Source organism: Protaetiibacter intestinalis, from assembly GCF_003627075.1.
GTDB classification, from domain to species: Bacteria; Actinomycetota; Actinomycetes; order Actinomycetales; family Microbacteriaceae; genus Homoserinibacter; species Homoserinibacter intestinalis.
Map to the genome: position 1 here is coordinate 2,484,728 of NZ_CP032630.1, position 14,039 is coordinate 2,498,766.

Annotated in this window: 16 protein-coding genes; 12 read left to right on the forward strand and 4 right to left on the reverse strand. The window is 73.6% G+C overall.

What is annotated here, in order from left to right; all coding sequences use genetic code 11:
• The first annotated feature begins 7 nt into the window (after positions 1-7).
• Complete coding sequence (rbfA, locus tag D7I47_RS11750) at positions 8-451, forward strand: 30S ribosome-binding factor RbfA (protein WP_120763227.1); 444 nt, start codon at positions 8-10, stop codon at positions 449-451.
• Positions 452-661: 210 nt separating this feature from the next.
• A complete protein-coding gene (locus D7I47_RS11755) occupies positions 662-1,741 on the forward strand; it encodes an LLM class flavin-dependent oxidoreductase (RefSeq protein WP_120763228.1) in 1,080 nt (359 codons plus the stop codon).
• Here the strand turns inward: D7I47_RS11755 and D7I47_RS11760 are convergent.
• Both D7I47_RS11760 and D7I47_RS11765 read right to left on the reverse strand, forming a co-directional pair.
• Complete coding sequence (locus D7I47_RS11760; protein ID WP_120763229.1) at positions 1,707-2,570, reverse strand: Fpg/Nei family DNA glycosylase; 864 nt, start codon at positions 2,568-2,570, stop codon at positions 1,707-1,709. The two genes, D7I47_RS11755 and D7I47_RS11760, sit on opposite strands and share 35 nt — an antisense overlap.
• Positions 2,571-2,637: 67 nt before the next feature.
• Positions 2,638-3,549: an HhH-GPD family protein gene (locus tag D7I47_RS11765; RefSeq protein WP_120763230.1), complete on the reverse strand. Its 912-nt coding sequence runs from the start codon at positions 3,547-3,549 to the stop codon at positions 2,638-2,640.
• On the opposite strand from D7I47_RS11765, the gene D7I47_RS11770 reads away from it, so the two are divergent.
• On the forward strand, positions 3,548-4,216 hold the full coding sequence (locus D7I47_RS11770) for a nucleoside/nucleotide kinase family protein (protein WP_120763231.1): 669 nt from the start codon (positions 3,548-3,550) through the stop codon (positions 4,214-4,216). The two genes, D7I47_RS11765 and D7I47_RS11770, sit on opposite strands and share 2 nt — an antisense overlap.
• A 15-nt stretch (positions 4,217-4,231) precedes the next feature.
• Here the strand turns inward: D7I47_RS11770 and D7I47_RS11775 are convergent, their stop codons facing one another.
• Together D7I47_RS11775 and D7I47_RS11780 are read right to left on the reverse strand one after the other, a co-directional pair.
• A complete protein-coding gene (locus D7I47_RS11775) occupies positions 4,232-5,227 on the reverse strand; it encodes a ketopantoate reductase family protein (protein WP_120763232.1) in 996 nt (331 codons plus the stop codon).
• 34 nt (positions 5,228-5,261) lie between these two features.
• The gene (locus D7I47_RS11780; protein ID WP_120763233.1) at positions 5,262-6,728 is read right to left on the reverse strand and encodes an MFS transporter; all 1,467 of its coding nucleotides are present in this window, start codon (positions 6,726-6,728) and stop codon (positions 5,262-5,264) included.
• 93 nt (positions 6,729-6,821) lie between these two features.
• Between D7I47_RS11780 and D7I47_RS11785 the strand changes: the two genes are divergently transcribed.
• The 9 genes from D7I47_RS11785 (at position 6,822) to deoC (ending at position 14,034) form a co-directional block, all read left to right on the forward strand.
• Complete coding sequence (locus D7I47_RS11785; protein ID WP_157981719.1) at positions 6,822-7,454, forward strand: TetR/AcrR family transcriptional regulator; 633 nt, start codon at positions 6,822-6,824, stop codon at positions 7,452-7,454.
• On the forward strand, positions 7,451-8,365 hold the full coding sequence (gene truB, locus D7I47_RS11790; protein WP_120763235.1) for a tRNA pseudouridine(55) synthase TruB: 915 nt from the start codon (positions 7,451-7,453) through the stop codon (positions 8,363-8,365). The genes D7I47_RS11785 and truB overlap by 4 nt, the downstream gene beginning before the upstream one ends.
• Positions 8,362-8,733 carry a hypothetical protein gene (locus D7I47_RS11795; protein WP_120763236.1) on the forward strand — a complete coding sequence of 124 codons (372 nt, stop codon included), beginning with the start codon at positions 8,362-8,364 and terminating at the stop codon, positions 8,731-8,733. Before truB ends, D7I47_RS11795 begins: the two co-directional genes overlap by 4 nt.
• A gap of 11 nt (positions 8,734-8,744) precedes the next feature.
• Positions 8,745-9,176 carry a hypothetical protein gene (locus D7I47_RS11800; RefSeq protein ID WP_120763237.1) on the forward strand — a complete coding sequence of 144 codons (432 nt, stop codon included), beginning with the start codon at positions 8,745-8,747 and terminating at the stop codon, positions 9,174-9,176.
• Complete coding sequence (locus D7I47_RS11805) at positions 9,176-10,135, forward strand: bifunctional riboflavin kinase/FAD synthetase (protein ID WP_120763238.1); 960 nt, start codon at positions 9,176-9,178, stop codon at positions 10,133-10,135. Before D7I47_RS11800 ends, D7I47_RS11805 begins: the two co-directional genes overlap by 1 nt.
• On the forward strand, positions 10,132-11,424 hold the full coding sequence (locus D7I47_RS11810; RefSeq protein WP_120763239.1) for an MFS transporter: 1,293 nt from the start codon (positions 10,132-10,134) through the stop codon (positions 11,422-11,424). The genes D7I47_RS11805 and D7I47_RS11810 overlap by 4 nt, the downstream gene beginning before the upstream one ends.
• A 122-nt stretch (positions 11,425-11,546) precedes the next feature.
• A complete protein-coding gene (locus D7I47_RS11815) occupies positions 11,547-11,987 on the forward strand; it encodes an SRPBCC family protein (RefSeq protein WP_120763240.1) in 441 nt (146 codons plus the stop codon).
• Between the two features lie 104 nt (positions 11,988-12,091).
• The gene (locus D7I47_RS11820) at positions 12,092-13,027 is read left to right on the forward strand and encodes a sugar-binding transcriptional regulator (RefSeq protein ID WP_120763241.1); all 936 of its coding nucleotides are present in this window, start codon (positions 12,092-12,094) and stop codon (positions 13,025-13,027) included.
• On the forward strand, positions 13,024-14,034 hold the full coding sequence (deoC, locus tag D7I47_RS11825) for a deoxyribose-phosphate aldolase (RefSeq protein ID WP_120763242.1): 1,011 nt from the start codon (positions 13,024-13,026) through the stop codon (positions 14,032-14,034). The genes D7I47_RS11820 and deoC overlap by 4 nt, the downstream gene beginning before the upstream one ends.
• Positions 14,035-14,039: the final 5 nt, after the last annotated feature.

Here is a 14,039-nt window from a genome sequence, read left to right on the forward strand (position 1 = left end):
GAGACCCATGGGTGAGAACCCCCGGGCGGCCAAGGTCGCCGACCGCATCCGCGAGATCATCGCGCGTCGCCTCGAGCGCGGCATCCGCGACCCGCGCCTCGGCTTCGTGACCATCACGGATGTGCGGGTGACGGGCGACCTGCAGCACGCGAGCGTCTTCTACACGGTGTACGGCAGTGAGGAAGAGCGCGTGGATTCCGCGGCCGCCCTCAAGGCGGCGACCGGGATGCTGCGCACCGAGGTGGGCAAGAACCTCAACCTGCGGCTCACGCCGAGCCTCGAGTTCATCGCCGACGCGATCCCCGAGAACGCGGCCGCGATCGACGCGCTGCTGCGCGAGGCGACCGAGCGCGACAACGAGGCGCGGGCCCTCGCCGCGAACGCCCACTACGCGGGCGACGAGGACCCGTACGTGAAGCCCCGCGAGCTCGACGAGGACGACGAGGACTGAACCGCGCCTGTTTCGCAACTCAGGAGATCCGGGCCTGTGCGGTGTTTCTCCCGTGGATGCGATCGGATTTCCTGAGTTGCGAAAACCCGCGGGTTCGCGACTCAGGAGATATCGCCTTTCGGCGTGGCTGCATAGGCGTTTTCGCAGGTTCTCCTGAGTTGCGGAGACATCGCCGGGAATCGGGTCGGTCGTGGATGCGTTGAGGCGAGGGTGACCCCCGCTCTCTCCGTGCTCGACCTCGTGCCCGTGCGCACCGGCCAGAGCTCGGCGGATGCCGTGGCCGCCTCGCTCGCGCTCGCCCGGCGCGCCGACGAGCTCGGCTACACGCGCTACTGGTTCGCCGAGCACCACAACATGCCGTCTGTGGCATCGACCACGCCGCCCGTGCTCATCGCGGCCGTCGCGGCGCGCACCGAACGCATCCGTGTCGGCTCGGGCGGCGTCATGCTGCCGAACCACGCGCCGCTCGTGGTCGCCGAGCAGTTCGCGGCGCTCGAGGCGCTCGCCCCGGGCCGCATCGACCTCGGGATCGGGCGGGCGCCCGGCTCCGACCCCGTCATCTCGGCGCTGCTGCGCTCGAGCGGCCCGACGAGCGAGGTCGACCGCTTCGAGGAGCACCTCGGCGACATCCGGGCACTCGCGGGCGACGGCGCGACCGTCACCGTCAACACGCGCGACGGCCTGCGCGACTACGAGGTGCGGGCGACCCCTGCGGCGGCGGGGCTGCCCGAGCTCTGGCTGCTCGGCTCGAGCGAGTACTCCGCCCACCTCGCGGCCAAGCTCGGCCTGCCCTACGTGTTCGCGCACCACTTCTCGGGCGAGGGCACCGAGTTCGCCCTCGACGTCTACCGGCGCGAGTTCCGCGCCTCCGAGACGCTCGCCGCGCCGCGCACCTTCCTGACCCTCAACGTGGTCGTCGCCGACACCGCCGAGGAGGCGGAGGCCCGCGCCCTCCCCGCGCTGCAGAACATGGCGCGGCTGCGCACCGGGAAGCCGCTGCGCGCCCTCGACACGGTCGAGACGGCCGAGCGCGAGGAGCTCGACACGGCCGCGCGCCACGTCATCGAGCTCATGCGCGAGCGCTGGGTGGTGGGCGCCCCGGATGCCGCGGCCGCCCGCATCCGGGAGCTCGCGGAGCGCTTCGGGGTCGACGAAGTCATGGTGTCGCCGGGTGCCGGATCGCGCGAGGACGAGCCCGTCGACCGCGCGGTGGGTCGCGAGCGCACCCTGGAGCTGCTCGCCGAGCGTCTGCCCGCTACTTCAGCAGCCGATCCAGTACCCGGTCGCTGAGCTTCCTCCCGCCCGTCTGGCATCCGGGGCAGTACTGGAAGGTGCGGTCGGCGAGGATCACCTGCTCGATCCGGCGCCCGCAGACCGGGCACGGTTCGCCGAAGCGCCCGTGCACGCGCAGCTTCGACTTCTTCTCGGCCTTGAGCTCGGTGGCCGCCGTGCCCTCGGCGCGTGCCACGGCATCCGCGAGCGTCGTGCGCAGGGCGTCGAAGAGCGCCGCGGAGTCCTCCTCGCCCATCGCGGCGGGCTTGTACGGCGACATGCGCGCGAGGTGCAGGATCTCGTCCGAGTAGGCGTTGCCGACGCCCGCGATGACGGACTGGTCGCGCAGCACGCCCTTGAGTTGCGTGCGGCCCTGCTCCGCGAGGATGCCGCGGAAGCGTTCCAGGGTGAAGTCGGCGGCGAGCGGATCCGGCCCGAGGCGCGCGATGCCCGGCACCTCCGCGGGGTCGCGCACGACGTACAGCGCAAGGCTCTTCTTCGTGCCGGCCTCGGTCACGTCGAAACCGGAGCCGTCGTCGAGCACGAGGCGTGCCGCGAGCGGGCCGGAGCCCGGGCGGCCCGAGGTCTTCGGCGCGCCCGCGCGCCAGCGGACCCAGCCGGCGCGGGCGAGGTGCATCACGAGATGCGGGCCGCCCTCGGTCGAGACGTCGAGGAACTTGCCGTGCCGGGCGACGCCCGCGATCCGTTCGCCCGCGAGGGCCTCGACGGGCGGGTCGTAGGTTTTGAGCGCGGGGAACGCCACCACCTGCAGCCGCTCGATCACCCGGCCGCGCAGGCGCGCATCCAGCTCGGTCGCGAGCGCGTGCACCTCCGGCAGCTCGGGCATGCGAACAGTCTGCCGCGGACGCGCGGCGGGCGCTGCGGATCGAGCGCCTTCCGCCGGTCGGGCCGGGTCAGGCCGTCGGGAGGGCGTACGCGTCGTCGACCGCGACGGCGAGGCCGTCGGCGAGCAGGCCCGCGAGGGCGCGCTCGCGTTGCACGGCATCCGCCCACAGCTCTGCCACCCGGGAGGCGGGCACCGGGAGCTCGCTCGCCCGCAGTTCGCGCAGGATCCGGCCGCGCACCTCGCGATCGGATCCCGCGTACGGCTTCTGCCTGGGCGCCGCCGGGCCGGTGTACGCGGGGTAGCCCGCCGCCCGCCAGGCGCACGCCGCGGCGATCGGGCAGCGTGCGCAGTCGGGGGTGCGGGCCGTGCAGACGGTCTGCCCGAGCTCCATCATCCCCGCGTTCGCGAGTCGTGCCGTGGGCGCGTCGGCGGGCAGCAGCGACTCCATGAGGGCGAGCTCCTCGGTCGTGCGGGCGGGGCCCGGTTCCCCGACCCCACGCACCGCGCGGGCGAGCACGCGGCGCACGTTGACGTCGACGACCGGCACCCGGATGCCGTAGGCGAACGCCGCGACGGCGCGCGCCGTGTACGGTCCGACCCCCGGCAGCGCGAGCAGCGCCTCGATGTCCTCCGGCACGACGCCCGCGTGCCGTTCGGTGATCGCGACGGATGCCGCGTGCAGGTTGAGCGCGCGCCGGGGGTAGCCGAGCCGGTCCCACGCGCGCACCGCCTCGCCGGGCGGCACCGCGGCGAGCGCCGCGGGCTCCGGCCAGCGTTCGAGCCACTCCGCGAGGCGCGGGATCACCCGCGCGACGGGGGTCTGCTGCAGCATGAACTCCGAGACGAGCACGCCCCAGGCGGGGAAGCCCGTCGCGCGCCACGGCAGCGGCCGGTGCCCCGCCGCGAACCAGGCGGCGACGCTCTCGCCGATCCCCGCATCCGCCGCCCGCTGCACCTGCTCAGCGTAGGCTGACGCCATGGCGCGCTGGGCACCCCTGCGCCGCGACGTGATCGCGGCGACCGTCGACGAGATCCTCGGCAACTACCGGCGCGGGCGCATCGCGATCGCGGTCGACGGGGCGGATGGCGCCGGCAAGACGGTCTTCGCCGACGACCTCGCGCGCGAGTTCGAGCGGCGCGGGCTCGCCGTCGCGCGCGCCTCGATCGACGACTTCCACGCGCCCGCCGAGCAGCGCTACCGTCGCGGCCGCTTCTCGGCCGAGGGCTGCTACCGCGACGGCTACCAGTACGACGTGTTCCGTCGCGTGCTCATCGAGCCCTTCCGGGTGGGAGGCTCGGCCGCCTTCGTGACCGCCGCCTTCGACTACCGGCGCGATACGCCGATCGAGCCGAAGTGGACGACGGGCCCCGCCGACCTGTTCCTCATCGTCGACGGCGTGTTCCTCAACCGCCCCGAACTGCGCGGCATCTGGAACTACTCGATCTGGCTCGAGGCGGACGCCGAGGTGCGGGCCGAGCGGATGCGGGTGCGCGACGGCTCCACCCCGTCGCCCGAGCTGGCCGCCCGCTATGACGGCGCGCAGGAGCTCTACGAGCGCGACGCGAAGCCGCGGCAGGCGGCGATCGCGATCATCGACAACACCGACGTCGAGCATCCGCGGCGCGTGTTCGCCGACGCCTGCTGATCCCCGGGGAGGCCCCTAGACCGGCACCCGCGCCGCGACCTGGTCGACGCCGAGGAACTCGCGCGTGCCCTCCACCTCGTGCACGAGGGCGACGATCGCGGCGTTGACCGGGGCGCTCAGCCCGTGCTCGGTCGCCGCATCGACGACGGCGCCGTTCAGGAACTCGATCTCGGTGAGCTGCCCGCGCCGGATGCTCTGCAGCGTCGAACCCGGGTTGGGCACCGCGCCCATGCGCCGCGCGAGCAGCCGGGGGAACTGCTCGCCGAGCGCGAGCGGCAGCACCCCGAGCAGGTCGAGCACGCGGCCCGAGACGCCCTGCACCTTCCCGAACCGCACGCCGATCCGTCGGGCGACGCGCACCGTCTCGCGCATGCTCGCGCTGAGGATGCGACGCAGGCGTCGGTCGGCGACCACCTCCTGCACCGAGAGGCCGGTGATCGCGGGGAGCGCGTTGACGTGGTTGATGAGCAGCTTCGTCCACTGCGCGCCCACCAGGTCGTCGGTGAGCTCGACGGGCAGCGCCTCGCCGACCAGGGCCCCGACGCGCTCGAGCAGCGCCCGGTCGGCGCCCGGCCCCTCGCCGATGACGACGGGGTTGGCGCCCGTGACGGTCACGTGGCCGGGCTCCAGGTAGGAGGCGGCGAACAGGGCGAGGCAGCCGAGCAGGGGCGAGTCGGGCAGTTCCTCATGCGCGACGCGCAGCCCGCCGAGGCCGTTCTGCACGACGAGCAGCGGCACCCCCTCGAGCCGGGTCGCGTTCGCCGCGAGGGCGGTCGCGGCATCCTGCGCCTTCGTGGCGAGGATCGCGAGCTCGGGTCGCACCGTGAGCGTGGGGTTCGCCTGGACGGCGGCGGTGTGCTCGCCCCAGCCGCCGTCGAGGTGCAGGCCGCCCGCGCGGATCGCGTCGAGCTGCGCGCCGCGGGCGGCGACCTCGACGTCGTGGCCGGCCGCGGCGAGCAGGCCCGCGAAGGTGCCGCCGACGGCCCCCGCCCCGATCACGCCGATCCGCATGCCTCCGAGCCTAGGCGGTGTCCGGCGGACCGCCTCAGCCCGCGACGGCCACCGGCTCCTCGGCGACGACTTCGGCATCCGCGGGGGCGTGTGCCGCGGCGCGGCGGCCGGCGGGCAGCAGCAGGGCGACGGCCGCGGTCACGGCGACGACGGCCGCCCCCGTCAGCACCGCGGGGATTGCGGCGTCGACGTAGCCGGTCGGGGTGAGCTCGCCGCCCGCCCCGGTGAAGACGGCCGTCAGCACGGCGATCCCGAGCGCGATGCCGATCTCGCGGATGGTGGAGTTCGTTCCGGATGCCTTGGCGGTGTCCGCCGGGACCATGTTCGCGAGCACGGCCGTCGAGGAGGGCGCGAAGACGAGCCCCATGCCGATGCCCGCGACGATGAACGCGCCGACGAGTTCGCCGTAGGGCACGTCGGCCGTCATGACGGCGGCGAGCCAGAACAGGCCGGTCGCCTGCAGCACGAGGCCCGCCACGATGAGCGTGCGCGTGCCGACGCGCGGCGCGAAGATGCCCGCGAGCGGCGCCACGAACATGGGGGCGAGCGTCCACGGCATGGTCAGCACTCCCGCCTCGAGCGGGGAGTAGCCCTGCACGATCTGCAGGAACTGGATGAGGATGAACACCGAGCCGAACATCCCGAAGCCGAAGCCGAGGCCCACGACGTTCGCGATCGAGAACGAGCGGTCGCGGAAGAGCCGCAGCGGCAGCAGCGGGGCGCTCGCACGCGTCTCCCACAGCAGGAAGAGCGCGAGCAGGATGCCGCCGCCGATGAGCCCGAGCAGCACCTCGGCGCTGTCCCAGCCGGCGTCGTTGCCGCGCACGATGCCCCAGACGAGTCCGAGCACGCCGAGGCCGGCGAGCGCGAGGCCGAGCAGGTCGGCGCGCACCTTCTCGCCGAAGGCGTTCGGCAGCAGGGCGAGGGCGACGGGGATCGCGATGAGGCCGATCGGCACGTTGAGCCAGAAGATCGCGTTCCAGTTCCAGCCTTCGACGACGGCGCCGCCGATGAGCGGGCCTGCCGCGACGGCGAGCCCCGAGATCCCGCCCCAGATGCCGATGGCGAGCGGGCGGCGCCGTTCGGGCACCGAGCCGGCGAGCAGCGCGAGCGAGAGCGGCATGATGGCCGCCCCGCCGAGGCCCTGGAAGGCGCGCGCGACGATGAGCTGGGTGGGGTCGGTCGCGAGCGCGGCCGCGGCGGAGGATGCGGTGAACAGCCCGATGCCGATCGCGAACACGGTGCGCCGCCCGTAGCGGTCGCCGAGGGCGACGGCCATGAGGATGAAGCTCGCGAACACGAGCGTGTAGGCGTTCATGAACCACTGCAGCTCCTCGATGTCGGCACCGAGGTCGAGGCGGATGGCGGGGAGCGCGTTCGTCATGACGAGGTTGTCGAGGGTGGCCATGAACATGGGGAGGGCCGTGGCGAGCACGGCGAGGCCGAAGGGGATCCGCCGTGCCGGGCGGGTCTCGACGTCGATTGCGGGGGAGGTGGTCATGATGGCTCCAGCGTCGGTGGACGAGAAACGTGGATGAGGTAATCGGATGATTACAAGCAGCGAGATTAGTAATCGGTTGATAACATGTCAAGCGTGAGCCTGAGCACCGATGACGCCGTCGTCACCCGCATGCGATCCGAGGACCGCCGCGCCCTCGTGCTCGAGGCGGCGACCCGGGTCTTCGGCGACCGCGGCTACTACGGAGCCACCACCGACCAGATCGCCCGCGAGGCGGGCGTCAGCCAGCCCTACGTCGTGCGGATGTTCGGCAACAAGGAGACCCTCTTCCTCGAGGTGCTGCAGCGCGCGCTCGACCGCATGATGTCGGCCTTCCGCACCGCGCTCGAGGAGAACCGCGAGACCGCGGACCCGGGCGATCACGAGGCGCTGCAGCGCTGCATCGGCCGCACCTACGTCGACCTGCTGGCCGACCGCGGGCTGCTGCTGAGCCTCATGCACGCCTTCGCGATGGGCGCCGACCCCGTCATCGGGCGCGCCGCCCGTCAGGGCATGCTCGACGTGTACCGCTTCCTGCGCGACGAGGTGGGACTCGACGCCGCCGAGTGCAGCGACTTCCTCGCGGGCGGCATGCTGCTCAACACCGTCGTGGGGATGCGGATGGCCGACGACTACGACGACGACCCGCTCGCGCGCGAGCTGCTCGAGGCGATCCTGCCCACCAAGCTCGACCTGCTGCTGGCCCTGCGCGACGAGCCGACCTCGTGACGAGCGGTGTGCTGCTCGTCGACAAGCCGCAGGGGGTCACGAGCCACGACGTCGTCGCGCGCGCCCGGCGCATCCTCGGCACGCGCAAGGTCGGCCACGCGGGAACCCTCGATCCGATGGCGACGGGGCTGCTGCTGCTCGGCGTCGACAGCGCGACCCGGCTGCTCACCTACCTCGTGGGCCTCGACAAGGAGTACACCGCGACCATCCGGCTCGGCGTCGCGACCGACACCGACGACGCCGACGGCACCCCGATCTCCGAGGCCGACGCCTCCGGCGTGACGGATGCGGCGGTCGCCGCCGGGATCGCCGCGCTCACGGGCGAGCTCGAGCAGGTGCCGAGCAGCTACAGCGCCATCAAGGTCGACGGGCGTCGCGCCTACGACCTCGCGCGTGCGGGGGAGGAGGTGACGCTCGCGGCCCGGCGGGTCGTCATCCGCAGCTTCGAGCTGCTCGCCACCCGCCGTGCGGGCACGGCCGTCGAGCTCGACGTGCGCGTCGAGTGCAGTTCGGGCACCTACATCCGCTCCCTCGCCCGCGACCTGGGCGCCGGGCTCGGCGTGGGCGGGCACCTCACGGCGCTGCGGCGCACGCGCGTGGGCCCGTTCCGCATCGACGACGCGGTCACGCTGCCCGACCCGCGACACGATCCCGACGCGGCGGCGGCCCTCGACGCGGATGCCGTGCTGCGCGACCCGGCCGACGTCGCCTCGGCGCTGTTCCCCGTCGTCCGCCTCGACGCCGACGCGACGCGCGACCTCGCCCACGGCAAGCGCGTCGAGCTCGACGCCCCCGACGCCGAGACCGCAGCCGCGCTCACGCCGGAGGGACGGCTCGCGGCGCTCGTCGCCCTGCGCGGCGGACGCGCGCGCGTGCTGCTCGGGCTGCCGACCTCGGAGGTGCTGCCATGATCATCGGCTTCACGATCGTGCAGGGCGTCTACGCGGCCCTCGTGGGGCTCGTGTGCGTCGTGCTCGGGCTCGCGGGACGCAAGCCCAACGACCTCACGGTGCTCTCGGTCGCCGCGATCGAGCTGCTGCTCGTCGCGCAGGCGGTCGTCGCGATCGTCGCGCCGTTCGCCGGCAACACGCCCACCGGCAACCCCCTCGAGTTCTGGATGTACCTGATCTCGGCGCTCATCATCCCCCCGCTCGCGATCGTCTGGTCGCTCGTCGAGCGCACCCGCTGGTCCAACGTCGTGCTGGGCGCCGCGGCCTTCGCGATCGCCGTCATGCTGTGGCGGATGGAGCAGATCTGGAGCGTGCAGCTGGCGGGATAGTCTGGTGGGCGATGTCCGCCCAGCCCCGCACCCGCACCATCGGCGTCGGTCGCGTCCTCGTCGCCCTCTACGGGATCCTCGCGATCGCCGCCCTCGGCCGATCGAGCTTCCAGATCATCGACCGCTTCGACGAGGCGCCCGTCGCGTTCACCCTGTCGGCCGTCGCGGCCGTCGTCTACGTGCTCGCGACGCTGTCGCTCGCCCTCGGCTGGGATCGCGTGGCCTGGGTCACGATCAGCTTCGAGCTCGCGGGCGTGCTCGTCGTCGGCGCGCTCTCGCTGCTCGCGCCCGCCGTGCTGGGCCTGCACGACGCGAACCCCTTCGGCCGCGAGGCGACGGTCTGGAGCGCCTTCGGAGCCGGCTACCTGTTCGTGCCGCTCGTGCTGCCCGTGCTCGGCATCCTCTGGCTGCGCGCCCGGCGGCGCGCGGAGACGCCCGCCTGATGCAGTTCTTCGCGTCGCTCGGGGAGGTGCCGGCCGACTTCGGGCCGAGCGCCGTCACGATCGGCAAGTTCGACGGCGTGCACACGGGCCACCGCGCGGTGCTCCGCCGGCTCGCCGACGTCGCCGCGGAGCGCGGGCTGCACTCGGTCGCGGTGACCTTCGACCGGCATCCGCTGTCGCTCCTCGCGCCCGCGTTCTGCCCCGCGCCGCTCGTGAGCAACCCGCAGAAGCGCGAGCTGCTCGCGGACGCCGGGGTGGATGCGACCCTCATGCTGACCTTCGACCAGGCCCTCGCCGACCTCGAGCCGACCGAGTTCGTGCGCCGCGTGCTCGTCGACGGTCTCGGCGCGCGCGTCGTGCTCGCGGGCAGCGACTTCCGCTTCGGTCGCAAGGGCGCGGGCGACGTGGAGCTGCTGCGGGAGCTCGGCGCCGCGCACGGCTTCGAGGTCGTGCTCATCGACGACGTGCGCACGGGCGAGGACCGGGCGGATGCCGCCGAGCGGCGCGCGTCGTCGACCTGGGTGCGCGAGGCGCTCGACGCCGGACGCGTCGTCGAGGCCGGGCGCGTGCTCGGCCGGTACCCGACCGTGCGCTCGGTCGTCGTGGCGGGGGAGCGGCGCGGTCGCGAGCTCGGCTACCCGACCGCCAACCTCGACCCCGAGCGCCTCGAGGGCTTCCTCCCCGCAGACGGCGTCTACGCCGCGTGGGCGACCGTCGACGGACACCGCTACCCGGCGGCGGTCTCGATCGGCAACAACCCCACCTTCGACGGCGTGCCGCAGCACCAGGCCGAGGCGCACCTGCTCGACGTCGACCTCGACCTCTACGGGCGCACGATCGAGCTCGCCTTCGTCGACTTCGTGCGCGGCATGGAGAAGTTCGACGACCTCGACGCGCTCGTCGCCGCGATCCGCAGCGACGCGGATGCCGCCCGCCGCATCCTCGCGGACGCCCCGTGACGACGCGCCCGCTGTGGGCGGGACGCTCGCTCGCGCTCCTCGGCATCCTGCTCGTCGCGCTGAGCCTGCGCACACCCGTCGCGGCACTCTCGCCGATCCTCGACCAGGTCGGGCGCGACATCCCGCTCGACACCGTCGTGCTCGGGGTGATCGGCTCGGCGCCGCCGCTCGCCTTCGCCGCGAGCGGACTGCTGGCCCCGCTGGTCGCCCGCCGGCTCGGGCTCGAGCGCGCGCTCATGGCGGCGCTCGGGGCGATGGTGCTCGGGCACCTCGGCCGCACGCTGGCGCCCGAGTCGCTCGTGCTGACGTTCGCGAGCATGGTCGCGCTGCTCGGCGCGGGATTCGGCAACGTGCTGCTGCCGCCCGTCGTGCGCCGGTACTTCCCCGACCGGGTCGGGCTCGTGACCGCGCTCTACGCGACCCTGCTGTCGGTCTCGACCGGCATCCCGGCGTTGCTCGCCGTGCCGATCGCCGACTCGGCGGGCTGGCGCACCTCGCTCGCGGTGTGGGTGCTCGTGGCGGCGATCGCCGCGGTGCCGTGGATCCCGTACCTGCGGCGGCCGGAACCGGTCGCCGCGTCGCCGACGGAGACCGTCGCGACCGGCCCGATCGAGCTCGGCGCGGTCGCGATGGAGGACGCGCAGGCCGCCGCGACGGAGGCGGCCGTCGAGCATCCGGGGGCACCCCGCGGACCGCGCCTCGGGGTGCGGATGCTGCGCTCGCCCACCGCCTGGTCGATCGGCGTGATCTTCGGCTCGTCGAGCCTCGCCGCGTACGCCGCCTTCGCCTGGCTGCCGAAGCTGCTCACCGAGCACGCCGGCATGGACGACGCGGCGGCGGGCGCCCTGCTCGCGCTCTACGCCCTCATGGGCTTCCCGGCGGGCCTGCTCGTGCCCGTCATCACGGCGCGGTTCCCGCGCAGCTCGGCACCGCTCGCCCTGCTCGGCATGGCCTGCTTCGTGGTGGGCTACCTCGGGCTGCTGTTCGCGCCCGCGGCGGCGCCCGTCGTGTGGGTCGCGAGCGCGGGGCTCGGGCCGCTGCTGTTCCCGCTCGCCCTCGTGCTCATCAACCTGCGCTCGGCGAGCCCGGCATCCACGGTCGCGCTCTCGGGCTTCGTGCAGACCGTGGGCTACCTGCTCGGGGCGACGGGCCCGTTCATCGTGGGGATCCTGCACGACGCGACGGGCGGCTGGACCGTGCCGCTCGTGTTCCTGCTCGCGACCGTCGTGCTCATCCTCCCCGCGAGCGCGATCCTCGCCCGCGGCCGCTCCGTCGACTCGGAGCTCTGACCCGAGTCCCCGAAAGTACGTGCTTTTGGGCCGACACGCCGCATCCCGAGCCCAAAAGTGCGTACTTTCGCGGACGGGCGAGGCGGCACGGCGGTGACGGTGCCGCGGCGTAGCGTTGAGGCGTGGACGAGTTGCGCGCCGAGCGGTCGATCCCGCTGCCGCGCGGGATCGTGTGGGAGGCGCTCGTCGACCCCGTGCTCGTGGAGGGCTGGCTGCACCCCGCCGAGCGGCTCGTCTCGGGCACGACGCCCGTGCGCTTCGAGGAGCCGGAGACCCCTGCGGCACCCGCGGTCCTGCAGGTCGTCTCGCCCGCCTTCGGTGACGTGACGATCGAGCTCGCGGGCGCCCTCGGCGGCCCCCGCGGCGAATCGACGGTGCTGCGCCTGACCGTGGTCGACGCGTGGGGGCGGCTCTCCGAGCGCGAGGCGCTGTGGTCGCTGCGCCTCGACCAGCTCGAAGACCTGCTGCACGGGCATCCCGTCGACTGGGCCACCTGGTCGACGCGCCACCACGCGGAGGACGCCGCTGCGCGCGCCGAGCTCGGTCGGCGCCGCGCGCGCTGAGCGCAGCCGCGCCGACGAGCGCCCGCAGCTGCTCATTCGAGCACACTCGCACGCGAATGTTGCCGCACGTCCCGCCGAGGGCTACCGTCGGATGCGGAGGGACGATGGACGACGAACTGCTCGCCGTGCGCGTCGCCGAGCTCTACTACGACGAGGACAAGACGCAGGACGAGATCGGCGGCCTGCTCGGCATCTCGCGCTGGAAGGCCGGTCGCCTGCTCGCCGAGGCGCGTGAGCGCGGCATCGTGCGCATCGAGATCGTGCATCCGCGCGCACGCCGGCTCGTGAGCGAGCGGATGCTGCGCGAGCGCTTCGGTCTCGCCGACGCCGTGGTCGTCCCCACCCCCGACGACGAGGCCGGCGTCACCGGCCGGGTCGCCCAGGCCGCGGCCGACTTCCTCACGGCCTTGCGCCCCGCCCCGCGCGTGCTCGGCGTCAGCTGGGGTCGCACGCTCACCGAGGTCGCCGAGCGGATGCCGGACGGCTGGGCGCACGGCATCACGGTCGTGCAGATCAACGGCGGGGTGAGTCTCAACCGGCGTCCCGGCACGGCGGCGACCCTCGCCGCGACGATCGCCCAGCGCGGTCGGGGCGAGGCCGTGCTGCTGCCGAGCCCCGCGATCCTCGAGCGCGTCTCCACGAAGCAGGCCATCGAGGCCGACCGCACCGTCGCGGGGGTGCTGGAGCGCGCCGCCCACGCCGACGCCTACCTGTACAGCGCCGGCGTCGGCGACGAGAACTCGGCGCACGTCGAGAGCGGCTACCTGCGTGCCGACGACGTCGAGGAGCTCGCCCGGCGGGGCGCCATCGGCGACGTCGTCGGGCGCTACATCGACGCGAACGGCAACATCGTCGACCCGGCGCTCGACGAGCGCACGCTCGGCATCTCGCTCGAGACGCTGCGTGCCGCATCGACGGGCATCTGCGTCGTCGCCGGACGCGCCAAGCACGACATCGCGCGGGCGATCGTGCTGAGCGGCCTGTGCAGCGTGCTCATCACCGACGAGGCGACCGCCCGCGCCCTTCTGGAGGACTCATGACCATCGAGACGACCGTGCTCGCCCCCGCCGACCGCGCCGTGCGCCTGCTCGGAGGCGACCTCACCGAACGCAGCCTCCGGCAGCACCTCGAGGGGCTCTCCGGGGTCGACGCGGTCGGGCTCGAGCAGCGCGCCGCATCCCTCGGTACCCGCTCCATCAAGACGAGCTCGAAGGCGTGGGCGCTCGACCGCATCATCGAGCTCATCGACCTGACGACCCTCGAGGGCGCCGACACCCCCGGCAAGGTGCGCTCGCTCGTGGCGAAGGCGCTGCAGCCGGACGCCTCCGATCCGACGACACCGCGCGTCGCCGCGGTGTGCGTCTACGGCGACATGGTGCCGGCCGCGGTGGAGGCGTTGGGTGCCGCCCACGGCGACCCGGACGACGGTCTCGTCTCGGTCGCCGCGGTCGCCACGGCGTTCCCCTCCGGTCGCGCCTCGCTCGCCGTCAAACTCGCCGACACGCGCGACGCGGTCGCGGCGGGGGCCGACGAGATCGACATGGTCATCGACCGCGGCGCCTTCCTCGCGGGCCGCTACGGCACGGTGTTCGAGCAGATCGTGGCCGTCAAGGAGGCCTGCCGCCGCGCCGACGGCAGCTACGCGAGCCTCAAGGTGATCCTCGAGACCGGCGAGCTGAACAGCTACGACAACGTGCGCCGCGCCTCCTGGCTCGCGATCCTCGCGGGCGGCGACTTCATCAAGACCTCCACCGGCAAGGTGAGCCCGGCCGCGACCCTGCCCGTGACGCTCCTCATGCTCGAGGCCGTGCGCGACTGGCATCGGCTCACGGGCGAGTACGTCGGCGTGAAGCCGGCGGGCGGCATCCGCAGCTCGAAGGACGCCGTCAAGTACCTCGTGACGGTGGCCGAGACGGTCGGCGAGCAGTGGCTGCAGCCGCACCTGTTCCGCTTCGGCGCCTCGAGCCTGCTCAACGACGTGCTCCTGCAGCGCCAGAAGCTCCGCACCGGCCACTACTCCGGCCCCGACTACGTGACGATCGACTAGGAAGC